The sequence below is a fragment of the Klebsiella sp. PL-2018 genome, assembly GCF_019048985.1.
GTDB lineage: Bacteria > Pseudomonadota > Gammaproteobacteria > Enterobacterales > Enterobacteriaceae > Klebsiella > Klebsiella michiganensis.
In genome coordinates, this window is sequence record NZ_CP077673.1 from 1,525,915 (window position 1) to 1,549,225 (window position 23,311).

16 protein-coding genes and 2 pseudogenes are annotated in these 23,311 nt (G+C 60.8%); 13 read left to right on the forward strand and 5 right to left on the reverse strand.

Features of this window, described 5'->3' with window-relative positions; genetic code table 11:
- Positions 1-43 precede the first annotated feature (43 nt).
- Positions 44-741, reverse strand: a protein-coding gene (locus MKleb_RS07090; protein ID WP_223274117.1) for an IS1 family transposase whose coding sequence is annotated in 2 segments (ribosomal slippage) — positions 44-492 and positions 492-741 — 699 coding nt in all. Because the reading frame shifts where the segments join, the coding sequence is not laid out codon by codon here.
- A gap of 77 nt (positions 742-818) precedes the next feature.
- Between MKleb_RS07090 and MKleb_RS07095 the strand changes: the two genes are divergently transcribed.
- The 3 genes from MKleb_RS07095 (at position 819) to MKleb_RS07105 (ending at position 7,798) form a co-directional block, all read left to right on the forward strand.
- Entirely contained in the window at positions 819-3,542 is a 2,724-nt protein-coding gene (locus tag MKleb_RS07095; protein ID WP_025107070.1) for a cation-transporting P-type ATPase, read from the forward strand.
- A gap of 70 nt (positions 3,543-3,612) precedes the next feature.
- Entirely contained in the window at positions 3,613-4,695 is a 1,083-nt protein-coding gene (locus tag MKleb_RS07100) for an efflux RND transporter periplasmic adaptor subunit (RefSeq protein ID WP_025107069.1), read from the forward strand.
- Positions 4,696-4,705: 10 nt separating this feature from the next.
- Positions 4,706-7,798 (forward strand): efflux RND transporter permease subunit, encoded by a 3,093-nt coding sequence (locus MKleb_RS07105; protein WP_025107068.1) that lies wholly within the window; start codon positions 4,706-4,708, stop codon positions 7,796-7,798.
- A gap of 735 nt (positions 7,799-8,533) precedes the next feature.
- Here the strand turns inward: MKleb_RS07105 and MKleb_RS07110 are convergent.
- Together MKleb_RS07110 and MKleb_RS07115 are read right to left on the reverse strand one after the other, a co-directional pair.
- The gene (locus tag MKleb_RS07110) at positions 8,534-9,253 is read right to left on the reverse strand and encodes a phosphodiester glycosidase family protein (protein WP_025107067.1); all 720 of its coding nucleotides are present in this window, start codon (positions 9,251-9,253) and stop codon (positions 8,534-8,536) included.
- A gap of 51 nt (positions 9,254-9,304) precedes the next feature.
- Positions 9,305-10,420 carry a YbdK family carboxylate-amine ligase gene (locus MKleb_RS07115; protein ID WP_025107066.1) on the reverse strand — a complete coding sequence of 372 codons (1,116 nt, stop codon included), beginning with the start codon at positions 10,418-10,420 and terminating at the stop codon, positions 9,305-9,307.
- Between the two features lie 449 nt (positions 10,421-10,869).
- On the opposite strand from MKleb_RS07115, the gene MKleb_RS07120 reads away from it, so the two are divergent.
- Genes MKleb_RS07120 through MKleb_RS07150 form a run of 7 tightly spaced genes read left to right on the forward strand, consistent with a single transcriptional unit; the run spans position 10,870 to position 18,910 of the window.
- On the forward strand, positions 10,870-12,534 hold the full coding sequence (locus tag MKleb_RS07120) for an ABC transporter substrate-binding protein (RefSeq protein WP_014228317.1): 1,665 nt from the start codon (positions 10,870-10,872) through the stop codon (positions 12,532-12,534).
- A gap of 18 nt (positions 12,535-12,552) precedes the next feature.
- Positions 12,553-13,506, forward strand: coding sequence for an ABC transporter permease (locus MKleb_RS07125; protein ID WP_004848587.1), 954 nt, complete (start codon positions 12,553-12,555; stop codon positions 13,504-13,506).
- A 2-nt stretch (positions 13,507-13,508) separates the two neighbouring features.
- Positions 13,509-14,402 carry an ABC transporter permease gene (locus MKleb_RS07130; protein ID WP_014228319.1) on the forward strand — a complete coding sequence of 298 codons (894 nt, stop codon included), beginning with the start codon at positions 13,509-13,511 and terminating at the stop codon, positions 14,400-14,402.
- Positions 14,403-14,405: 3 nt separating this feature from the next.
- On the forward strand, positions 14,406-15,449 hold the full coding sequence (locus MKleb_RS07135) for an ABC transporter ATP-binding protein (RefSeq protein WP_025107065.1): 1,044 nt from the start codon (positions 14,406-14,408) through the stop codon (positions 15,447-15,449).
- Positions 15,439-16,449 carry an ABC transporter ATP-binding protein gene (locus tag MKleb_RS07140; protein ID WP_025107064.1) on the forward strand — a complete coding sequence of 337 codons (1,011 nt, stop codon included), beginning with the start codon at positions 15,439-15,441 and terminating at the stop codon, positions 16,447-16,449. Before MKleb_RS07135 ends, MKleb_RS07140 begins: the two co-directional genes overlap by 11 nt.
- 18 nt (positions 16,450-16,467) lie before the next feature.
- Positions 16,468-17,652 carry an amidase gene (locus tag MKleb_RS07145; RefSeq protein WP_025107063.1) on the forward strand — a complete coding sequence of 395 codons (1,185 nt, stop codon included), beginning with the start codon at positions 16,468-16,470 and terminating at the stop codon, positions 17,650-17,652.
- Complete coding sequence (locus MKleb_RS07150; protein ID WP_025107062.1) at positions 17,642-18,910, forward strand: Zn-dependent hydrolase; 1,269 nt, start codon at positions 17,642-17,644, stop codon at positions 18,908-18,910. The genes MKleb_RS07145 and MKleb_RS07150 overlap by 11 nt, the downstream gene beginning before the upstream one ends.
- A 317-nt stretch (positions 18,911-19,227) precedes the next feature.
- On the opposite strand, the pseudogene MKleb_RS07155 reads toward MKleb_RS07150, so the two are convergent.
- Positions 19,228-19,569 (reverse strand): annotated as a pseudogene (locus MKleb_RS07155) (EamA family transporter); the annotation flags it as partial.
- Between the two features lie 60 nt (positions 19,570-19,629).
- Between MKleb_RS07155 and MKleb_RS07160 the strand changes: the two are divergent.
- Positions 19,630-19,785, forward strand: a pseudogene (locus tag MKleb_RS07160) (PLP-dependent aminotransferase family protein); the annotation flags it as partial.
- 275 nt (positions 19,786-20,060) lie between these two features.
- On the forward strand, positions 20,061-20,708 hold the full coding sequence (locus MKleb_RS07165) for a LysE family translocator (protein WP_025107060.1): 648 nt from the start codon (positions 20,061-20,063) through the stop codon (positions 20,706-20,708).
- Positions 20,709-20,739: 31 nt separating this feature from the next.
- On the opposite strand, the gene MKleb_RS07170 is transcribed toward MKleb_RS07165, so the two are convergent.
- Positions 20,740-22,206 carry a MocR-like pyridoxine biosynthesis transcription factor PdxR gene (locus tag MKleb_RS07170; RefSeq protein WP_025107059.1) on the reverse strand — a complete coding sequence of 489 codons (1,467 nt, stop codon included), beginning with the start codon at positions 22,204-22,206 and terminating at the stop codon, positions 20,740-20,742.
- Positions 22,207-22,440: 234 nt separating this feature from the next.
- Here MKleb_RS07170 and MKleb_RS07175 point away from each other — a divergent pair, with 234 nt between their 5' ends.
- Positions 22,441-23,292: a transporter substrate-binding domain-containing protein gene (locus MKleb_RS07175; protein ID WP_004848610.1), complete on the forward strand. Its 852-nt coding sequence runs from the start codon at positions 22,441-22,443 to the stop codon at positions 23,290-23,292.
- Positions 23,293-23,311 lie beyond the last annotated feature (19 nt).

Below are 23,311 nucleotides of genomic sequence, written 5' to 3' on the forward strand. Positions count from 1 at the left end.
GTGATATTTTCATTTTCAACGTACTGGCGGTAATGACTCCAACTTACTGATAGTGTTTTATGTTCAGATAATGCCCGATGACTTTGTCATGCAGCTCCACCGATTTTGAGAACGACAGTGACTTCCTGCCCAGCCTTGCCAGATGCTGCCTCAGATTCAGGTTATGCCGCTCAATGCGCTGCGTATATCGCTTGCTGATAACGTGCAGTTCTCCCTTCAGGCGTGATTCATAAAGCGGCCAGCCATCCGTCATCCATACCACGACCTCAAAGGCCGACAGCAGGCCAAGAAGACGCTCCAGCGTGGCCAACGTGCGTTCACCGAATACGTGCGCCACAACCGTCCTCCGTATCCTGTCATACGCGTAAAACAACCAGCGCTGGCGTGATTTAGCGCCGACGTAACCCCACTGTTCGTCCATTTCCGCGCAAACAATGACGTCACTGCCCGGTTGTATGCGTGAGTTTACCGACTGCGGCCTGAGTTTTTTAAGTGTCGTAAAATCGTGTTGAGGCCAACGCCCATAATGCGTGCACTGGCGCGACATCCGACGCCATTCATGGCCATATCAATAATTTTCTGGTGTGTACCGGGCTGAGAGGCGGTGTAAGTGAACTGTAGCTGCCATGTTTTACGGCAGTGAGAGCAGAGATAGCGCTGATGTCCGGCAGTGCTTTTACCGTTACGCACCACGCCTTCAGTAGCTGAACAGGAGGGACAGCTGATAGAAACAGAAGCCACTGGAGCACCTCAAAAACACCATCATACACTAAATCAGTAAGTTGGCACCATTACCGGAATTTTAAGGGAGATATATTTTGACCAAAACGATCAAAACTAATAATACCACCCCCTCAGGGGATGTCGCGCCACGCCGCGCATATCAGCAGACGGTTGATGCGGTGCTGGCGCAGAAAAAAAGCCACGTCGACGGCCTCAGTTCCGCCGAGGCCGCCGAGCGTTTGAAGACCTTCGGCCCCAACGCCTTGCCGGAGAAAAAAGGCAAGCCGGCCTGGCTGCGCTTCCTTGCCCATTTTAACGACGTCCTGATTTTTGTCCTGCTGGCCGCCGCCGCGCTCACCGCGGTCATGGGCCACTGGGTCGATACGCTCGTCATCCTGGGCGTCACGGTGATCAACGCCCTGATCGGCCATATCCAGGAGAGCAACGCCGAAAAATCGCTGCAGGGCATCCGCAATATGCTCTCCAGCGACGCGCGCGTGCAGCGCAGCGGCAAGCATGAAACCATCCCGACCCGCGACCTGGTGCCGGGCGATATCGTGATTCTGCGCGCGGGTGACCGCGTACCTGCCGATATGCGCCTGATTGAGAGCCATAATCTGCGGGTCGAAGAGGCGATTCTCACCGGCGAGTCGACGGTAGTGGATAAAACCACCGACGCGCTGGAAGGCGAACTGCCGCTGGGCGACCGTACCAATATGCTCTTCTCCGGCACCACCATCAGCGCCGGCGGCGGCGTTGGCGTGGTGACCGCAACCGGTCAGGAGACCGAGCTCGGCCACATCAACCAGATGATGGCGGGCATCGAGAAGCACCGCACGCCGCTGCTGGTGCAGATGGATAAGCTCGGTAAGGCGATTTTCGTTATCATCCTGGCGATGATGGCCGCGCTGTTCGTCTTCAGCCTCGCGCTGCGCGACATTCCTCTCGGCGAGCTGCTGCTCTCCCTGATTAGCCTGGCGGTGGCCGCCGTGCCGGAAGGCTTACCGGCGATTATCTCGATTATTCTCTCTCTGGGCGTACAGGCGATGGCGCGTCAGCGGGCGATTATCCGCAAGCTGCCAACGGTGGAAACCCTGGGCGCCATGACCGTGGTGTGCTCGGATAAAACCGGCACCCTGACGATGAACGAGATGACCGTCAAAGCGATCATCACCGCCGACTGCTGCTACCGCGTCGAAGGCGACAGCTACGAGCCTCAGGGTAACATCTGCCTGGAAGGCAGCAACGAGCCGGTGCTGCTTAAACCGGGCAGCGTGCTGGAAACCTATCTGCGCACCATCGACCTGTGTAACGACAGCCAGATGATTCAGGACGAGCGCGGCCTGTGGGGCATTACCGGCGGGCCGACCGAAGGTGCGCTGAAGGTACTGGCGGCGAAAGCGCAGCTTGCGCCAGTCGATGCCCGCCTGGTCGCGAAAATCCCGTTCGACTCGCAGTACAAGTACATGGCGACCCACCAGAAAATGGGCGACGTCGAGCAGGTGCTGATTACCGGCGCGCCGGACGTGATTTTTGCCCTGTGCCGCCAGCAGATGAGCAAACAGGGGGCGGTGCCGTTTGAGCCGCAGTACTGGGAAGAGGAGATGGCGCGCTTTGCCCGCCAGGGCCTGCGTATGGTCGCCGCCGCCTACAAACCGGCCACCGTTGGCAGCACCACGCTGACCCACGACGATCTGCGCGAAGGACTGGTCTTCCTCGGCATTGCCGGAATGATGGACCCGCCGCGTCCGGAAGCGATTGACGCTATCCACGCCTGCCAGAACGCGGGGATCCGCGTGAAGATGATTACCGGCGACCACCCGCAGACGGCGATGAGCATTGGCCAGATGCTGGGGATCACCAACAGCAGCCAGGCGATGACCGGCTATCAGCTGGAGCACATGGACGACGCCGAGCTGGCGAAAGCCGCCGTTGAGTACGATATCTTTGCCCGTACCAGCCCGGAGCACAAGCTGCGCCTGGTAAAAGCGCTGCAGGATAACGGTGAAGTGGTTGGCATGACCGGCGACGGCGTCAACGACGCCCCGGCGCTGCGCCAGGCCGACGTCGGGATCGCCATGGGGATTAAAGGCACCGAGGTGACCAAAGAGGCCGCCGACATGGTCCTGACCGACGACAACTTTGCCACCATCGCCAGTTCGGTCAAAGAGGGGCGTCGGGTCTACGACAACCTGAAGAAGACCATTCTGTTCATCATGCCGACCAACCTGGCGCAGGGGCTGCTGATTATCATCGCCCTGCTGGCGGGGAACATCATTCCGCTGACGCCGGTGCTGATTCTGTGGATGAACATGGCCACCTCCGCGACGCTCTCCTTCGGCCTCGCGTTTGAAGCCGCCGAGCGCAACGCCATGAACCGGCCGCCGCGTAAAACCGGCCAGCACGTTATGGACGCCTTCGCCGTCTGGCGCGTCGCTTTCGTCGGCACCATGATCGCCGTCGCCGCCTTTATGCTTGAAGCCTGGCTGGCGCCGCGCGGCCACAGTCCGGAGTTTATCCGCACCGTCCTGCTGCAGATGCTGGTCACCGCACAGTGGGTCTACATGATTAACTGCCGCAGCAGCGACAGCTTCTCGCTGAACATGGGACTGCTGCGCAACAAAGGCATCTGGCTGGTGAGCGGCGTGCTGCTGCTGATGCAGCTGGTCATCATCTACGTACCGGTGATGCAGACGATGTTTGGCACCGAAGGGCTGCCGCTGCGCTACTGGTTCATCACGCTGGTCATCGGTATCGCGATGTTCCTGGTGGTGGAGGTTGAGAAGCGCCTGACCCGTCGTTTCCGCAAAGCCGCATAGCGTGTCTGACCCGCCCGGCGTCCCTTCTCCTGAGGGGGGAGGGACGCCGCATCGTCGTAAGGAATTCCCCATGAACAAGATTATCCGCTCCGCCCTGCTGGCCTGCGGTCTGGCAGGCTACGCGCTCACCGCCGCCGCCGCGCCGGCCGTTCCGGTGCGCGTTGCCACCGTGGAACACGCGCCGCATGCCGATGAACGGCAAATCTCCGGCCGCGTTGAGGCCATTCACTCCGTCGATATTCGCGCCCGCACCGAAGGAAAGATTGTGCAGCGCCACTTCCAGGATGGGCAGTACGTCAACCAGGGCGAGCCGCTATTTACGCTGGATGACGCCCAGCCGAAAGCCGCGCTGGCGCTGGCGCAGGCCGAACTGAAAAGCGCGCAGGCTTCGCTACGCCAGGCCCAGCAGCAGCTGAGCCGCTACCAGCAGCTGAAAAATAACCACGCAATCAGCCGCAACGACGTAGACACCGCGCAGATGCAGCGCGATGTCGCCGCCGCCGCCGTCGAGCAGGCCCGGGCGCGCATTGCCGCCCAGCAGATTACGCTCGGCTATACCCGCATTACCTCGCCGGTCACCGGGCGCGTCGGCCATAGTCCTTTTCACGTCGGCGGTCTGGTGAATCCCGCCAGCGGCGTGCTGGTCGATGTGGTCCAGCTTGATCCCATTCGCGTGGCGTTCTCGCTGGATGAAACCGCCTTTTTCGCGAAAGCGGGACAGCACACCGATATCGCCGCGCTGAAGCAGGCGTGGCTGGCGCAGGTGGATGTCGATGGGCGGCGTGAAGACGGCGCCCTGACCTCCGTCGATAACCGTATTGATAGCCGCACCGCCAGCGTGGCGCTGCGCGCTGAGTTTGCCAACCCGCAGCACCGTTTGCTGCCGGGCGGCAACGTCACGGTTTTCTTCCGGCCGCAGCAGCTTAAGGAGAGCCCGATGATCCCGGCCTCTGCGCTACAGCAGGATGCGTTGGGCTTTTACTGCTGGGTACTGACGGCGGACAACACCGTGACGATGCGCCGTTTAGCGCCCGCCGGTCAGCATGGCCAGAGCTTCGTGGTGGCCGATGGTCTGAAAGCGGGGGAGCGCGTAGTGACGGAAGGCGCCCAGCGCCTGCGTGACGGCGCGGCCGTTCAGCTGCTGAGTGAATAAGGGAGAGGCGATGCTCACATTTTTTATCCGTCGCCCGCGCTTTGCGATGGTGATTGCGCTGCTGATGACCTTTGTCGGCGCGGTCTCGCTGAAGCTGATCCCGGTCGAGCAGTATCCGCAGATTACGCCGCCGGTCATCAACGTTAGCGCCAGCTGGCCGGGCGCCAGCGCGGCGGACGTGGCGGAAGCCATTGCCGCGCCGCTGGAGACCCAGATCAACGGCGTCGATCATATGCTCTATATGGAGTCCACCAGTTCCGATGAGGGGACCTACAGCCTGAGCCTGACTTTTGCCGCCGGGACCGATGCCGATTTAGCCGCGATCGATGTGCAGAACCGCGTGTCGCAGGCGGTGGCGCAGCTGCCTGCCGACGTGCAGCAGAACGGCGTACAGGTGCGAAAGCGGGCGACGAACCTGCTGATGGGCGTGAGTCTCTATTCGCCGCTCGGCACGCTGTCGCCGCTGTTTGTCAGCAACTACGCCAGCACTCAGGTGCGCGAGGCGCTGGCGCGTCTACCCGGCGTCGGTGAAGTACAGATGTTCGGCGCGCGCGACTACAGCATGCGCATCTGGCTGCGGCCCGACCGCATGAACGCGTTGAATATCACAACCGACGATATTGCCCAGGCGCTGCGCGAGCAGAACGTTCAGGGCGCGGCGGGGCAGGTGGGGACGCCGCCGGTATTTAACGGCCAGCAGCAGACGCTGACCATCAACGGTATCGGGCGACTCAGCGACGCCGCCGGCTTCGGGCAAATTGTGGTTCGCAGCGGCGAACGCGGCCAGCTGGTGCGCCTGTCTGACGTGGCGACCATTGAGCTGGGCGCGCGCAGCTACAGCTCCGGCGCGCAGCTCAACGGCAAAGATTCCGCCTATCTCGGTATCTATCCGACGCCCACCGCCAACGCCCTGCAGGTCGCCACTGCGGTGCGCGCTGAGCTGACCCGGCTGCACGCGCGTTTCCCGGCGGATCTCACCTGGGAAGTGAAGTTTGATACCACCCGCTTTGTGGCGGCGACGATCAAAGAGATCGGCGTGTCGCTGGCGCTGACCCTTATGGCGGTGGTGGTGGTGGTTTCGCTGTTCCTCCAGAGCTGGCGGGCAACGCTGATTGTCGCGCTGGCGATCCCGGTGTCGCTTATCGGCACCTTTGCCGTGCTTTATGCGCTGGGCTACAGCGCCAATACCCTGAGCCTGTTCGCGATTATTCTCGCCCTGACCATGGTGGTGGATGACGCCATCGTGGTGGTGGAGAGCGTGGAAACGAAAATGGCGGAGGGGCTGGATCGCGGCGCCGCGACCGCCGAGGCGCTGCGGCAAATCGCCGGGCCGGTGATCGCCACAACTCTGGTGCTGCTGGCGGTGTTTGTGCCGGTAGCGATGCTGCCGGGGATCGTCGGCGAGCTGTATCGCCAGTTTGCGGTGACCTTATCGACGGCGGTGACGCTGTCGAGCGTGGTGGCGCTGACCCTGACGCCCGCGCTGTGCGCGCTGCTGCTGCGTCCGCGGCCGCAGCAGCCAGCCGCTATCTGGCGCGGTTTTAACCGCGGTCTGGATACGGTGCGCGATGGCTACGGGCGTCTGGTCGGGAGGATGAATCGTCGCCCCTGGCTGGCGCTGGCGGCGACGATGGCGGCGGCCGGGGTGGTGGTGTTTAGCTTTACCACCATGCCAAAGGGTTTTCTGCCGCAGGAAGATCAGGGCTACTTCTTTGCCAGCGTGCAGCTGCCTGAAGCCGCCTCGCTGGAGCGTACCGAAGCGGTGATGGCCCAGGCGCGCGAGCTGCTGTTGTTGAATCCGGCGGTTGAGGATGTGATTCAGGTCTCCGGTTTTAATATTCTCAACGGTACCAGCGCTTCAAACGGCGGATTTATCTCGGTGATGCTGAAGGACTGGCACCAGCGGCCGCCGCTGGAGGCGGTGATGGAAAAGGTGCAGGGCCAGCTGATGGGGCTACCGGAGGCGACGATCATGACTTTTGCGCCGCCGACGCTGCCGGGGCTGGGCAACGCCTCCGGGTTTAATTTACGCATTCTGGCCCAGGCCGGACAATCGCCGGCGGAGCTGGAGCAGGTGACGCATCAGGTGCTGCGGACGGCTAACCAGTACCCGCAGCTGAGCCGGGTATTTACCACCTGGAGCAGCAACGTGCCGCAGCTGACGCTCACCGTCGATCGCGACCAGGCGGCCCGGCTGAACGTACCGGTGGCGAGGATTTTCAGCAGCCTGCAAACCGCGTTTGGCGGCACCCGCGCCGGCGATTTCAGTATTAACAATCGTGTCTACCACGTGGTGATGCAAAACGAGATGCAGTGGCGCGAGCGGGCAGAGCAGATAAGCGAGCTGTACGTGCGCAGCGACAGCGGCGAGCGGGTTCGCCTGAGTAATCTGGTGACGATTACGCCGACGGTGGGCGCGCCGTTTATTCAGCAGTATAACCAGTTCCCGTCGGTATCGGTGAGCGGGTCGGCGGCCGAAGGCGTCAGCAGCCGGACGGCAATGGCGGTGATGGAGCAGATTTTACAAGCGAACCTGCCGCACGGTTATGATTACGCCTGGAGCGGCATCTCCTGGCAGGAGCAGCAGACCGGTAACCAGGCGGTGTGGATTGTGCTGGCGGCGGTAGCGATGGCGTGGCTGTTCCTCGTCGCCCAGTATGAGAGCTGGACGCTGCCGGCGAGCGTGATGCTGTCTGTGCTGTTCGCCATCGGCGGGTCGCTGCTGTGGCTCTGGTGGGCCGGTTACGCCAACGATGTGTACGTGCAGATAGGCCTGGTGCTGCTGATCGCGCTGGCGGCGAAAAACGCGATTTTGATCGTCGAGTTTGCCCGGGCGAAGCGCGAAGAGGGGATGTCGATCGTCGATGCCGCCCGCGAAGGGGCGACCCGCCGCTTCCGCGCGGTAATGATGACGGCTGTCTCTTTTATCATCGGGATTGTGCCGATGATGCTCGCCACCGGCGCCGGGGCGCAGAGCCGGCGGATTATCGGTACCACGGTGTTCAGCGGCATGCTGGTGGCGACGGTAATCGGCATTTTATTTATTCCTTCGCTGTACGTGCTGTTCCAGCGGCTGCGCGAGTGGGCCCACCGCCGGATGTAGGTGGCCCGGACCTGTCCGGGCTACAATACTGCATATTGCCGATAACCCGTAGCCCGGGTAAGGCGTTTACGCCGCAACCCGGGGAATATGCCGCGACGTGGTATTGCTGTGGCTTCTTCCCGGCTTGCGCTGCGCTTAGCCGGGCTACCGGGCCGCAGATTGCCGGTAATCCGTAGCCAGGACAGGCGCGTAAGCGCCGCCTCCGGGAGAGTTTCATGCAGCTACGGATATGTCTCTGAAACAACGTGTTATGCAGCGATGCCCTGGCCCCCGCTGAAATCGGCGAACCGGAGGACCGAAGACAAGGGCTGGCCGCCAGGGATGGCGGACAGAGGCGAATCGAGACACGACAAAATTGCCTGGAGCAATTTTGAACAGCGCTTGCGCTGGCCCCGTAGGGGCGAGTCCCAGGGATGGGACGAGTAAGGTCGAGTTGAGCCGACCTCGGGCTGAGGACCGGGAGGTGAGCGCAGTGCGCAGCACCGATTTATTTGCGGGACCGCGGGGATTGTAAAGGGGGAGACGGTTTTCTCCCCCTTTACCCGTTCACGTACCACGGTGAGATATTTGCTGTGGGATAATAGTGAACGGAATCCCTCAACACCGTCCCGGAGGCGGCGCTGCCACGCCTGTCCGGGTACCCAATCTCCCTCCCTCAGGCACCGGGCCCGGAAATCCCGGGTCACGGCGTAAACGCCTTACCCGGGCTACTCCCCGCAGACGATGTTATGAAAACTACCTGCTCTCCACCGCGATCATGGTGACGAACGGATGGTACTGCCACGGCACGCTGCCGCCTTTCTGGTACATCTTCGAAATGGTACCGTCGAGATAGAGCATCTGGCGCACGTTGAGCTTCGACTGCGCGTAGCAGGCAAAATCATAGAAATTGGTTTCGCGCGCGCTGAGCATAAAGACCACTTTGCCATCGCCGGTGATGCCCACGCCGTTACGCAGCTTGCGCGAGCTGGCGGACGGCTTCAGCCGCCAGTTGATCTTGCCGTTTTCAATCAGCATCGGCCCGGACTGCACGGCGTAGCGGATGGCTGGCGACGGCTTGAATTTATCGATGCTGACAATCCCCGCGTTTTGCCCGCGCAGATAAAACACCCCGCCGGGACGAATAAAAAAGTTGCCGCCGCCGGAAGCACGGTTAAGCGGGGTCAGCTGCCTGCCTTTCTCGATATACAGCCCCAGCGGCGCATAGGCTTTATCATAAATTCCGCCGTTCATCGCCATCTGCACCTGTCCGTTGTGGTCGATATCCGCCAGCAGGGCGCGCAGCGATCCCCAGGCTTTACCGTCCTCTTTTTGCCAGTACATCACGATGCGTTCGCGCTGCGGATCAACGGTATAGCTTTGCAGCGTCAGCGACGGGTCGGTCAGCGAGCACTTCCCGCTGGCGAAAGCGGGCAGGGATAACAGCAGCAGCGGCAGAAGAGAGAAAAAGCGCACGACAGGTTCCAGACAGACGACGAAAGCGTGCAGTATAGCGTTTTATCGCCGCTACGCCGTCCAGATTTCGCAGTGCTTTTGTACCAGCCCGATCAATGAACCGCCGTTGGCGACAAACTCGCGCATCTGCTGCGGCTCGCTGCGATCCTGCTTCGCCTGGCGCACAATCGCCTCCAGCGCGCTGCCGGCATTCAGCTTGTGGGCGCTGGGGGCCAGCCTATCCGCCAGCTGTAAAATTTCTTCGCGCAATGTTCGTTGTTCGCCGCCGTTAACATCGGTATTGATCCCATCGAGCCCGTAGCGGCAGGCCTGATAGCGGTTGAAGGGGTAGAGCAGATAATCCTCGGGCTGATGCTTAAACGGCCGCTCCGTCAGCAGCCAGCAGGCGATGATCTGAATAAACCCGGCGATATTCACCGCCTGAGCAATCGTCAGCGGCGTATCCATCACCCGGACTTCGACGGTACCAAAGCGCGGGCTGGGGCGGATATCCCAGTGCAGATCCTTCATGCTGTCGATCATGCTGGTATAGCTAAGACGGCGAAACAGACCGGTAAAAGCCTGCCAGTTATTCACCCACGGCATCGGGCCGTTATCGGGATAGGCGGCAAAAAGGTTAAGCCGCGAACAGGCAAAGCCGCTATCGGTCCCGTCGAGCCAGGGCGATGCCGCATTCAGCGCGATAAAATGCGGTACGAAGCGCGACAGGCCGTGCAGAAGATAGATGGCATCATCGCCGTTTTGACACCCCACGTGCACGTGCTGGCCGAAGATCGTCGCCTGCTTCGCCAGGTAACCAAAGTGCTCGACGGTTTTCAGGTAGCGCGGGTTATCGCTGATCTGCTGGCGCTGCCAGCTTTGAAACGGATGCGTTCCGCCGCCGCAGATTTGCACATGATGGCGGGAGGCGGCGCGCAGCACCGCCTGTTGAATCGCGCTCAGCTGCGCGGTGGCCTGGTGGATATCGCGGCAGACGCCGGTGGCGATCTCCAGCATGCTTTCGGTAATGTCATGCTTGGCCTCGCCCGCTTTCAGCGTGCCCTGAACCTCGTCAATCAGCGCGGAAGAGTCCTGGCTCAGATCGAAACCCGGCGGGTTGACGACCTGAAGCTCCAGCTCGATACCGAGGGTAAACGGCTCGGAGCGGTGAAAATCAGGTAACGGCATGGCGACTCCCTCTTTCTCTATATAAAGGAGTATATACCCTAAATAATTCGAGTTGCAGGAAGGCGGCAAGTGAGCGAATCCCCGGGAGCTTACTTTGGTAAGTGACCGGGGTGAACGAATGCGGCCAACGCACATGCAACTTGAAGTATGACGGGTATAGAAGACAACGCCTCAAACTGATGATCTGCCGGATATTATGAATTTAATTTATAGAAAATAACGCCACGTGATTATCCCTTTAAAAAGAAAGTAAGGCTGGTGCAATCCTGCAACAGAATTCCCGCCGGTGGTGCAAAAAGATAAGGTTATTCTATTTTTTAAATAAAATCATATAGATGATATAAGTCATTCTTATTTTATAAGCCATTTCACGCTTATTCCCCGCGCGTTCAGAACTGGTATGTATCTTGCCTGTTAAATAGCGACTTTTATTTAACAGGGACAATGTGATGCTGAAGAAAAAAATATTTTCGCGTAAATGCCATCTCGCCGTTGCTGTTAGCGGAGCATTGGCGCTGATCGCCTCTTTGCCGGCCAATGCCTCAACCCTGCGGATCGCCATGACCGCCGCCGATATCCCTTTGACCCTCGGACAGCCCGATCAGGGCTTTGAGGGCAACCGCTTCACCGGCATTCCGCTCTACGACGCCCTCGTTGAATGGGATCTCTCTCAGGGAGAAAAGCCCAGCGGCCTGGTGCCGGGGCTGGCGACCGAGTGGCACGTTGACCCGCAAAATCAAAGCCGCTGGATTTTCACCCTGCGCCCGGGCGTTAAGTTTCACGATGGTTCAACGGTCAACGCCGATGCCATCGTCTGGAACGTGGATAAGGTGCTGAATAAAGCCGCGCCGCAGTATGCCCCGGGCCAGATAGGCAACACCCTCTCACGCATGCCGACCCTGACCGGCGCGGAAAAGATTGACGACCACACCGTGGCGCTGACCACCTCCGAACCGGACGCGCTGCTGCCTTACAACCTTACCAACCTGTTTATCGTTTCGCCGACGGCGTGGCAGAAGCTGTATGACGCAGTGCCGGCAAACGCCGGCGATGCCGCCGCGCGTAGTAAGCAGGCGTGGACCGAGTTCGCCGCCCACGCGGTGGGCAGCGGTCCGTTCAAAATGGAAAAACTGGTTCCTCGCCAGCAACTCATCCTCGATAAGAACCCCGACTACTGGAACAAAGATCGCATTCCGCGAGTGGACAAAGTGGTGCTGATCCCGCTGCCGGAAGCTAACGCCCGCACGGCGGCGCTGCTCTCGAAGCAGGTGGACTGGATCGAAGCCCCGGCCCCGGACGCGGTCGATCAGATAAAAGCCCAGGGCTTTAAAATCTACGCCAACACCCAGCCGCACCTGTGGCCGTGGCAGTTCTCCTTCGAAGAGGGCTCGCCGTGGAAAGATATTCGCGTGCGCAAAGCCGCCAACCTGTGCCTGAACCGCGCGGAGCTCAAAAGCTATCTCGGCGGCTATATGACCGAAGCGACCGGCGTCTACGAGGCCGGCAGCCCGTGGCACGGTAAACCCACCTTCCAGATCAAATATGACCCGGATACCGCCCGTAAGCTGATGACCGAAGCCGGGTATAGCGCCGGGAAACCGCTGCACGTCACGGTCGCCACCTCGGCCTCCGGCTCCGGGCAGATGCAGCCGCTGCCGATGAACGAGTACATCCAGCAGAGCCTGAAAAGCTGCTTCTTTAACGTTGACATTAAGGTCAACGAATGGAACACCCTGTTTACCAACTGGCGTCTCGGGGCGAAAGATCCGTCGGCGAAAGGGATCGACGCGATCAACGTCAGCGCCGCGGTTAACGATCCCTATTTCGGCATGATCCGCTTCTCCACCGCGAAGGCCTTCCCGCCGGTGGCGACCAACTGGGGCTACTTCTCGACCCCGGAAACCGAAAAGCTGGCGGCGGCGGTGAAACATGCGTTTACCCCGGCTGAAATGGATAAAGCCGCGGGTGAACTGCACGCCGCGCTGGTCGATCAGGTGCCGTTCCTGTTCGTCGCCCACGATGTCGGGCCAAGGGCGATATCGCCAGCCGTCACCGGTGTGGTACAGCCGCAAAGCTGGTTTATCGACCTCAGCCTGGTGAGCAAAAAAGAGTAATCGACACGGGAGCAAGAGATGATCAATACGCTGCTATATCGCATCCTGCTGGCCGTCCCCACCATGCTCGGGGTGGCGGTGATCTGTTTTATGCTGGTGCAGATAGCGCCGGGCGACCCGCTGGTATCGGTGATGCCGCCGGACGCTTCGGAATCGCTGCGTCAGACCTTAATGCAGGCCTACGGCTTTGATAAACCGCTGCCGCTGCAGTTTGTGCACTGGCTATGGCGGGCGCTGCACGGCGATCTGGGCATGTCGGTCGCCACCGGGCGCCCGGTCATCGATGAAGTGATGACGGCGGTCACCTACTCTCTGCGTCTGGCGCTGCTGGCGACGGCGATCGGGTTTGCGCTGGGCAGCCTGTTCGGTTTTGTCGCCGGCTACTTTCGTAACAGCATTATTGACCGTCTGGCCTCAGTGCTATCCGTGTTTGGCGTCAGCGTACCGCACTACTGGCTGGGGATGCTGCTGGTCATCGTTTTTAGCGTCAAATTCGCGCTGCTGCCGGCGACCGGCGGCGGGCCAATCGGCGAGGTGGGCTGGCAGTGGAACTGGGAACACCTGCAGTTTATGCTGCTGCCGGCCTTCACGCTGTCGGTGATCCCGACCGGCATTATCGCCCGCACCGTTCGTTCGCAGGTGGCGGACATTCTCAGCCAGGAGTTTATCGTCGGCCTGCGCGCCCGGGGGCTCAACGAGTCGCGGATCTTTCTGCACGTGGTGAAAAACGCCGCCCCGACCGCGCTGGCGGTGATGGGGCTGCAGGTCGGCTATCTGATGGGCGGCTCGATTCTGGTGGAAACCGTCTTCTCCTGGCCCGGCACCGGTCTGCTGCTGAACACCGCTATCTTCCAGCGCGATCTGCCGCTATTGCAGGGCACCATCTGGGTACTGGCGCTGTTCTTTGTCCTGCTCAATCTGCTGGTGGATATTCTGCAAACCAGTCTCGATCCGCGAATTAAGAGGAGCTGACGATGGTGGATACCGTGACGACCAAAGGCATTACCGTCTCTGCCGCGACGGTTGCCAGACAAGGCTACTGGCGCGGCGTGTTTCGCCGCCTGCTGCGCGACCCGGGCGGCGTATTCGTCGGCGCGATCATTCTCATCCTGCTGGCGCTGGCGCTGTTCGGTCCTTGGCTAATCGTGAAAGATCCGTATCAAACATCGATGTTTTTACGCCTCAAACCGATTGGCGCCGACGGCTTTCCGCTGGGCTCCGATGAGCTCGGGCGCGATATGCTATCAAGGCTGATTCTCGGCACCCGGCTGTCGCTGTTTATGGGGATTGTCCCGGTGGTGTTCGCCTTTTTCATCGGCGGGGCGATCGGCATTATCGCCGGCTATGCGGGCGGTAAAACCAACACCCTGATTATGCGCACCGTGGACGTGTTTTACGCCTTTCCCTCGGTGCTGCTGGCGATCGCGCTCTCCGGCGCGCTGGGGGCGGGCATCGGTAACGCGCTGCTCTCGCTGACCCTGGTGTTCGTGCCGCAGGTGGCGCGTATCGCCGAAAGCGTCACCGCGCAGGTGCGGCATATGGACTATATCGACGCCGCCCGGGCCACCGGGGCCAGCGCGTTCACCATTATTCGCGTCCAGGTGCTGGGCAACGTGCTGGGGCCGATTTTCGTCTTCTCCACCGGCCTGATTTCGGTGTGCATGATCCTCGCCTCCGGGCTCTCTTTTCTCGGTCTCGGGGTTCGCCCGCCGGAGCCGGAATGGGGGCTGATGCTGAACACCCTGCGTACGGCGATTTATACCCAGCCGTGGGTAGCGGCGCTGCCCGGCCTGATGATTTTTATCACCTCCATTTCGTTCAATATCCTCGCGGACCGCCTGCGTGCGGCAATGGCGATTAAGGAGTAAGCGATGCAACCCTTTATCAATATCGACCTCGGCGGACCGGCGCAGCCGCTGCTGAAGGTCAACAATCTGCTGAAACATTTTCCCGCCGGCGGCGGCAAAGCGCGCGAAGTGGTGCAGGCGGTGGACGACGTCAGTTTTTCGGTGATCAAAGGCGAAACCCTCGGCGTGGTGGGGGAGTCAGGCTGCGGTAAATCCACCACCGCGCGGCTGCTGATGCAGCTGCTTAAGCAGGACAGCGGGGAGCTGATCTTCGATGGTCTGGAGGTGGGTTCATCGCGCCTGCCGATGAAAGCGTATCGCCGCCAGGTGCAGATGGTTTTCCAGGATAGCTACGCCTCGCTCAACCCGCGCATGACTATGGAAGAGAGCATTGCGTTCGGCCAGCGGGTACACGGCGTCAGCGCCAAAGAGGCCAGCGAGTACGCCCGCTATCTGCTGGCGCACGTCGGCCTTGAGCCGGAACGTTTTGCCCATCGTTATCCGCACGCGCTTTCCGGCGGCCAGCGCCAGCGGGTGAATATTGCCCGCGCGCTGGCGATGAAGCCCCGGCTGGTGATCCTCGACGAGGCCGTCTCGGCGCTGGATAAGTCGGTGGAAGCTCAGGCGCTGCAGCTGCTGCAGGAGCTGAAGCGGACGCTGGCGCTGACCTATGTGTTTATCAGCCACGATCTGCACGTGGTGCGCTGGCTGTCGGACCGCATTCTGGTGATGTATCTCGGCGAGGTGGTGGAGATTGGCCCGGCGGAGCAGCTGTTTACCGCCTCGGCCCACCCCTATACCCGGGCGCTGTTAAGCTCGATGCCGTCAATGGACCCGCACAATCGCACCTTAACCTCGCCGCTGAGCGGCGATCCGCCCAGCCCGATTTCTCCGCCCTCCGGCTGCCGCTTTCATACCCGCTGCCCGCACGCCAGAGCGGTGTGCGCCGAGGTGAAACCGACGCTCGAAAGCGTCGGCGAGGGGCACCAGAGCGCCTGCCTGATGGCGCAGCCCGCGTCGCCCTGGCATCAAAATATCGCCATTCAGGAGGTCAGCCATGTCGCATGAAGCCTACGTCCATATCCGTGACCTGCGGGTTGAGTTTCGCCGCGACGGTCAGACGGTCAACGCGGTCAACGGCGTCTCCTTTGATGTGCAAAAAGGCGAGGTGATGGCGCTGATCGGCGAGTCTGGCTCCGGGAAAAGCGTCACTCTGCGCGCCCTGATGCGGCTGCACCCGCCGAAAAGCAGCGTGCTTTCCGGTACCCTGAGGGTCGGGGAAGAGGATGTGTTGAACATGAGCGCCGGGCAGCTGCGGCGCTACCGCGGCGCGCGCTGCGCGATGATTTTCCAGGAGCCGCTGCTGGCCTTCGACCCGGTCTATACCGTGGGCCAGCAGATTGTCGAGGGGCTGCGTCGCCATGAAGGCCTGTCGCGGCAGGCGGCGCGGGAAAGGGCGCTGGAGGCGCTGCGTCAGGTGCGCATTCCGAGCCCCGAGCGGCGGCTGGATGCTTACCCGCACGAGATGTCCGGCGGGATGCGCCAGCGGGCGATGATTGCCCTCGCGCTCTCCTGCAACCCGCAGCTGCTGCTGGCGGATGAGCCGACCACCGCCCTCGATGCCACGGTGCAAATCCAGATCCTGATTCTGCTGCGTGAGCAGCAAAAGCAGCGCGATCTGTCGATTATATTTGTGACCCACGATATCGGCGCGGCGGTGGAGATCGCCGACCGGGTGGCGGTGATGTACGCCGGGCGCATCGTGGAGGAGGCGTCGATCGAGGAGATTCTGTATCGTCCGCGCCATCCCTATACCCAGGTGCTGCTGGGCAGCCGGCCGAAAGAGGGGCTGAAAAAGGGCGATGCGCTGCACTGTATTCCCGGCTCGCCGCCGGATCTCTCGTGCCTGCCGCCGGGCTGCGCGTTTGCCGAACGCTGTCCACACGCGCGCCCCGCCTGCGCGCAAAGCCAGCCGACGACCGAACCGGCCGGGCCGCGTCACGTGGTAAGTTGCCATCGCTGGCGTGAGCTGAGCCCGTCCGTTGAAAACCAGGCGCTTTACGCCTGAGGCCAGGAGGAAACCATCATGCAGGACGACATTCGCGCCTTTATGCCCTATCCGCCGCATCCGGTGGCGCATGCGCTCAGCGGGCCGCTGAGCGGCTTAACCTTTGCGGTCAAAGATCTGTTCGACGTGGCGGGCTACCCAACCGGCGGGGGCAATCCGCACCTGCTGGCGCTGTCCGGGATTAAAAACCGCACCGCGCCGGTGGTGCAAAAGCTGTTAGATAACGGCGCGCGCTTTATCGGCAAAACCCATACCAGCGAGCTGGCGTATTCGATGAGCGGGCACAACGTGCATTACGGTACCCCGCGCAACGGCGCCGCGCCGAATCATATACCCGGCGGATCGTCGTCCGGCTCGGCGTCGGCGGTATCGAACGCGGCGTGCGACTTTGCCCTCGGCAGCGATACCGGCGGCTCGGTACGCACGCCGGCGAGCTACTGCGGACTGTTTGGCCTGCGTCCAACCCACGGCCGTCTCTCCCTCGACGGCTGCCAGCCGCTGTGCGCCACCATGGACACCTGCGGCTTCTTTGCCCGCTCGCCGGAGGTCTTTTCCGCCGTCGCCGCTTGTCTGTTCGACGATGAACGCGCGGATTTCGACGGCGTGCGGCTGGCCTGCCACGATGGGCTGTTTTCCCGCCTGCCGCTGCGCAGCCAGCAGGCGCTGCTGCCGGTCCGCCAACGGCTGGCGCGCTTTTTCGGCCCGTTAGCGCCGCTCGATGCGCCGCTGCCCGACGCGGACGATATTTATCTCGCCTTCCGCCAGATTCAGGGCTACGAAGCGTGGCAGGCGCAGGGCGAAACCATTGAGCGCTATGGTCTGCAGCTAGGCCCGGACGTCCGCGAGCGCTTTTTCTGGGGCAAAGCGGTCACTCGCGCGCAGTTTGACGCCGCCTGCCAGCTGCGCGAGCGTTTTACCGCCTGGTGGGACGCGCAGCTGGGCGATGCGGTCCTGGTGATGCCGACCGTTCCCGATGGCGCGCCGCTGCTGACGGCGCAGGCCGAAGAGATAGAAGCGGTCCGGCGCCTGTCTCACGACCTGCTGTTAATTTCCGTGATGACCCAACGTCCGCAGGTGACGCTGCCGGTCGCCCAGACGGGCGGTCTGCCGCTGGGGATCTCATTTTTAGGCCCGCGCGGCAGCGATCGTCTGCTGGTCGAGCTGGCCGCCGCGTTTATGCAAGGAGACCGAAATGAGCAGTGATGTCCTTTTTACCCCGATGACCGAAACCACCGACTGCCGGGTTAACGGCGAGCGTCTGTGGGAGTCGCTGATGGCGCTGGCGGAAATCGGCGCCACGCCGAAGGGCGGCTGCTGTCGTCTGACGCTCACCGATCTCGATCGCAAGGGGCGGGATTTGGTGATTAGCTGGGCGCAGGCGGCGGGGATGCGCGTCACCGTCGATAAAATCGGCAACGTCTTTATGCGCCGGGAAGGGCGTAATCCGGCGCTGCCGCCGATTGTCTCCGGCAGCCATATTGATACCCAGCCCACCGGCGGCAAATTTGATGGCAACTACGGCGTGCTGGCGGCGCTGGAGGTGGTGCGCACCCTGAACGATCGGCATATCGAAACCGAAGCGCCAATTGAAGTGGTGTTCTGGACCAACGAAGAGGGCTCGCGCTTTGTGCCGGTGATGATGGGCTCCGGGGTGTTTGCCGGAGTATTCCCGCTGGAAACTGTCTATGCCGCGCAGGATGCGGACGGTAAAACCGTGGGCGAGGAGCTGGCGCGCATCGGCTATATCGGCAGCCAGACGCCGGGCGATCATCCGATTGGCGCCTACTTTGAAGCGCATATTGAACAGGGGCCGATTCTGGAAGATGAAGCGAAAATTATCGGTATCGTGCAGGGCGTGCTGGGGATCCGCTGGTATGACTGCGTGGTGACCGGCCAGGAGTCCCACGCCGGACCGACGCCGATGCGCCTGCGTCAGGATGCGCTGCAGGTGGCGACCCGCATTATGCAGGAGGTCGTGGCGATCGCCGGGCGCAGCGAGGAAGGGCGCGGTACGGTAGGGAGGGTGCAGGTCTATCCGAACAGCCGCAACGTGGTGCCGGGAGAGGTCACTTTTTCGATTGATATGCGTAATCTCAGCGATGCGCTGGTGGATGAGATGGACCGCCAGCTGCGGGCGTTTATCGCCGGGGTTGAGCGGGAGAGCGGCCTGAAGGTGGCGCTGAAAGAGGTGAGCCACTATCCAGCGGCGCCGTTCCACCCGGATTGCCAGGCGGCGATCGCCGACGCCGCGCAGCGGCTGGGCTATCCGGCGCGGGAGATTGTCTCCGGCGCCGGGCACGACGCGGTGTATATGAGCTACCTGGCGCCAACCGGGATGATTTTTATCCCCTGCAGGGACGGGATCAGCCACAACGAAATTGAGTATGCGTCGCCGGAGCACGTTGAGGCCGGCGCGAACGTGCTGCTGCAGGTGATGCTGCAGTACGCGCGGGTGGTATAAACGGCCGCTCTCCCCGGTCGCGCTGCGCTTACCGGGGCTACGGGTTTCCAGCCGCCTGCGGGGGAGTAGCCCGGGTAAGGCGTTTACGCCGCGACCCGGGATTTCCGGGCTACAAGGGCAATACAGGCTAGCTGCCAAATTTGCGCGAACCGATAACGCACAGAATCATGCCCAGGGTTACGGTCAGCATCAGGCCGTTCTCCCCGGTCGCGCTGCGCTTACCGGGGCTACGGGTTTCCAGCCGTCTGCGGGGCGGTAGCCCGGGTAAGGCGTTTACGCCGCGACCCGGGATTTCCGGGCTACAAGGGCAATACAGGCTAGCTGCCAAATTTGCGCGAACCGATAACGCACAAAATCACGCCCAGCGTCACGGCCAGCATCAATGGGCTGACGGTTTCGTGCAAAAGCGCCGCCGCCAGGCCAAGCCCGAAGAACTGCTGTAATAGCTGGAGCTGGCCGACGGCGGCGATACCGCCAGCGGCGAGCCCTTTGTACCAGAAAATAAAGCCGATAAGCATGCTAAAGAGCGACACATAGCCGAGCGCGATCCAGGCGGAAGGCGATATAGCGCCCCATGACGCTGGCCGGGTCATCCACGAGGCCACCAGCATAAAAGGCAGCGCCATAATCAGCGCCCAGCTAATCACCTGCCATCCGCCGCCGCCGGTGGCCAGCTATGCGCCGGAAAGCACGGTTTATATCACCGGTTTTTCGAAAAGGAGCGCCATATTTCCGTGTCGACCGCCGAGCCTTTTTGCGTTACAGCGAACGTTCCGCAGGCGATCCGCATCGCCCTCGGCTCCGTTCCCTTCGATAGCCTGCGCGCGGCGCTAGTCCAGGTTCGCGAAGCCGTGGAGTATGAGCAATATCGCTAGCGTTTCGGCGGCGAGCGATAGGGTGACTTATTAGTAACGTTTTATGGGGTAAATAGCGGGTTAATAGTCTTAAAATAAATGTTTGTTTTTTATTATTATGATTTATAGGGTTAATTTTAAATTTGATGACAATATAAAATTGTTACGGTAGTGTACAAAACACATCAAGTACGGTTGTGCTGTTGACGCTGAGCGAGCGCACGTCCTGAAGATACGACGTTGTTAATCATTTCAGGGGCGGAGCCGCGCCCTGTTCTGTACAGGATCCTTTTTCAATGCAGCAGCTCTACCTTTATATACTGATTGCCAGCCTGACCATTGCCAGCCCCGGGCCAGGAGTGCTTCTGACGCTGACCAACACCCTGAATTATAATCTGCGTAATGCAATGGCGGGGATTATCGGCGTGGCGGTGGGGATGGGCGTCATATCTATTATTGCTGCCAGCAGCGTTGGCGTGATGATTACCACCTCTCAGCTGACGCTGTTGATAGTCAAGGGGGTTGGGGCGGCCTATCTGATCTATCTGGGCGTAAAGCTCTTTCGCTCGGTGCCCCGCGCGCTGAATCAACCTCTCTCTTCTGCCGATTCAACGATGCCTTCCGCCAGCCAGCGGTTTCGTCAGGGAGTACTGGTGTCGTTGTTTAACCCCAAACCCATTGTGTTTTTTATGGCGCTGTTTCCCCAGTTTATTCATCCGCAGCAGCCCTTTATTCCGCAGTTCAGCGTGCTGTCGATAACCTTCTGTATTCTGGTGGTTGTCATTCATTCACTCTACGGCCTTTTCGCACACAGCGTAAAAACGAAAATGTCGTCCGGGAATGCCTTTGTTAAGCTGAATAAAACCGGTGGCATCGTGTTTGTGTGTTTTGCCGTCGGTCTTATTGTTTCCGCCGTTCATCCTTATTTGTCGCTATCATCGTGAGGCCGCCGCGTTAAGGCTGGGGGCCCTGCGTTCAGCCCATCTGCGCCAGCTGGCCGCGCAGTACCTCCACGCCCTGTTCGATGGCGTCAGGGTGAATGGCGTGGAACCCCATCCGGAAGAAATTAGCCGGCGGCGCGTCGCTGAGAAAATGCCGCGCGCCGGGCTCAATCAGCACCCCGGCGTGGGCGGCGCGCCAGGTCAGCTGCTGGGTGTTGATTTGCTCCGGCGTGGCCAGCCAGAACGCGTTGGCGTGTTCGCTGCCGGGGATGATGCGGCACTCCGGCAGATGCTGCTGTAGCGCGTTGTTGAGACGGTCCCAGCGCTGGGCAGAGTCGTAATGGTAGCGCCGCAGGTGGGTTTCATAGTGGCCCTGGGCGAGGAAATGGGCCATCTGATACTGAATATTGGTCGGCGGATGACGATACACCAGCCGCCGCAGCGCCCGGGCTTCGTCAATCAGATCCGGGTCAGCGACCATAAAGCCCAGCCGCAGGCCCGGCGATAGCGCTTTTGACAGGCTGCTCACGTAGATCACTCTTCCGCAGCGATCGCTGGCCTTCAGCGCCGGCAGCGGGTTGAGCATAAAGTTACTTTCAGAGTCGTAATCGTCCTCAATAATCACCGCATCATGGCGAGCGGCATGCTCCAGCAGCTGGTCGCGCCGCGCTTTGCTCATCGCCACCCCGGTTGGCACCTGGTGTCCGGGAGTGACGTAGTAGTAATCGCAGGGGGCGTCGTTGAGGACGATCCCCTGTTCATCCACCGGATGCGGCACGATATCGGTATCGGCAAGCAGAAAGGTGTTAATAGCCTCGCGAAAGCAGGGATTCTCCACGCCAACGCGCGTGCTGGATGACATCAGCAGGCGCGTCAGCAGGTACAGCGCGTTTTGCGAACCGAGGGTAATCAGAATCTCGTCCGGCGAGGCGACAATGCCGCGTTTGGGCAGCACCCGGGTGCGGATCTGCTCAATCAGCATCGGCACGTCGCGATCGATGTGATCCACCACCCACTCCGGGTCGCGCACCCCGCCGTGCAGCCAGTTTGCCGCCGAGCGCCAGGTCGCCAGCGGGAACTGGCGGGTATCCGGCTGGCCGTAGATAAACGGATAGCGGTAGTTCATCCAGCCGGCCGGTTTCAGAATCGACTCCTGCTGGCTGGGGGTGATTTGCAGCCGCGTGCCCCAGCGTGGTGCAGAACCCTCGTCCTGCGGTGCAGCTTCCGGCGCCGAAGCGGGGCTGGCGTGCTGGTAATCCGGATGCAGGTAATAACCGCTGCGCGGGCGACTCACGAGGTATCCCTCGTTAACCAGCCCTTCAAAAACCAGCGCCGTGGTGTTGCGCGAGACCCGCAGCTGGCTGGCCAGCTGGCGGCAGGAGGGGAGCGGCGTGTCGGCGGAAAAAATGCCGCCCAGAATGGCGTTAATCAGCGTCTCGCGCACCTGCTCCTGCAAACCGCGGCGCGGGTCGAAATCAACGTGTAACAGGTGTCGGATCATGCCTGGCTCCTTACTCAAACGCACAGTACAGACACTGGAGCAAATTCCATACCACCCTGAGAATGACTGACACATCCGCGCGGTGAATCTGGCTCTATCCGGAAATTTAAAACGCTCCCTACAGTAAAAACGTATTCATCAGTCGCGGACCGGAACTTCCGTCGGCACATATTTTGCAAAACCTTTTCATGTTCTGGAGTGAACACGTCTGGCGAATTAATTAGGGGTGAATTAATGAAAAAATCATTAGGTTCAATTTGTCTGGGCGCCATCATGGCGATGGCCTTTTCTTATCACGCAGCCGCCGCGGATCTTCCGGAAATAGAAAAATCCGGCACCCTGAAAGTCGCAACCGAAGATGATTACGCGCCTTTTAACTTTATGAATAACGGCCAGGCGGATGGCTTCAACAAAGATATGCTCGATGAATTACGCAAATACGCGAAATTCAACGTCGACCAGAGCATTTTGCCGTGGACCGGATTACTGGCGGCGGTTTCTACCGGGCAATACGATATGGCCTTAACCGGCGCGGTAATTACCGACGACCGTCTCAAGGTCTTTGATTTCACGCCGCCGTGGGCGTCAGCGCAGCACTATTTTGTCAAACGCGCGGGCGATAATTCATTGAACACCATTGCCGAACTGAGCGGGAAAAAGGTGGGCGTACAGGCGGGCAGCGCGCTGCTGGCAAGGCTGCCGGAACTGAAAGCGATGCTGGAGAAAACCGGCGGTAAGCTGGGGCCGGTGGTGGAGTATCCCTCCTACCCGGAAGCCTACGCCGATCTTGCCAACAAACGCCTGGACTACGTGATTAACGTGGTTATCTCGGTCAACGACCTGGCGAAGGCCAAGCCGAAGGTGTTCGCCAAAGGTCTGGCGGTATCCGGCCCGGGCTATATGGCCTGGCCGATCCCGAAAAACTCGCCGCAGCTGCTGGCCTATATGACCAAGTTTATGAACCACATGAAGGAGACCGGCAAGCTTGCGGAACTCCAGAAAAAGTGGTTTGGCGAAACCTATGACGATCTTCCGAACGTGCCAATCACCAGCCCGGAACAGTTCCATAAATTGGCCGGTCTGTAATGCGTTCTGCGGCGGGTAA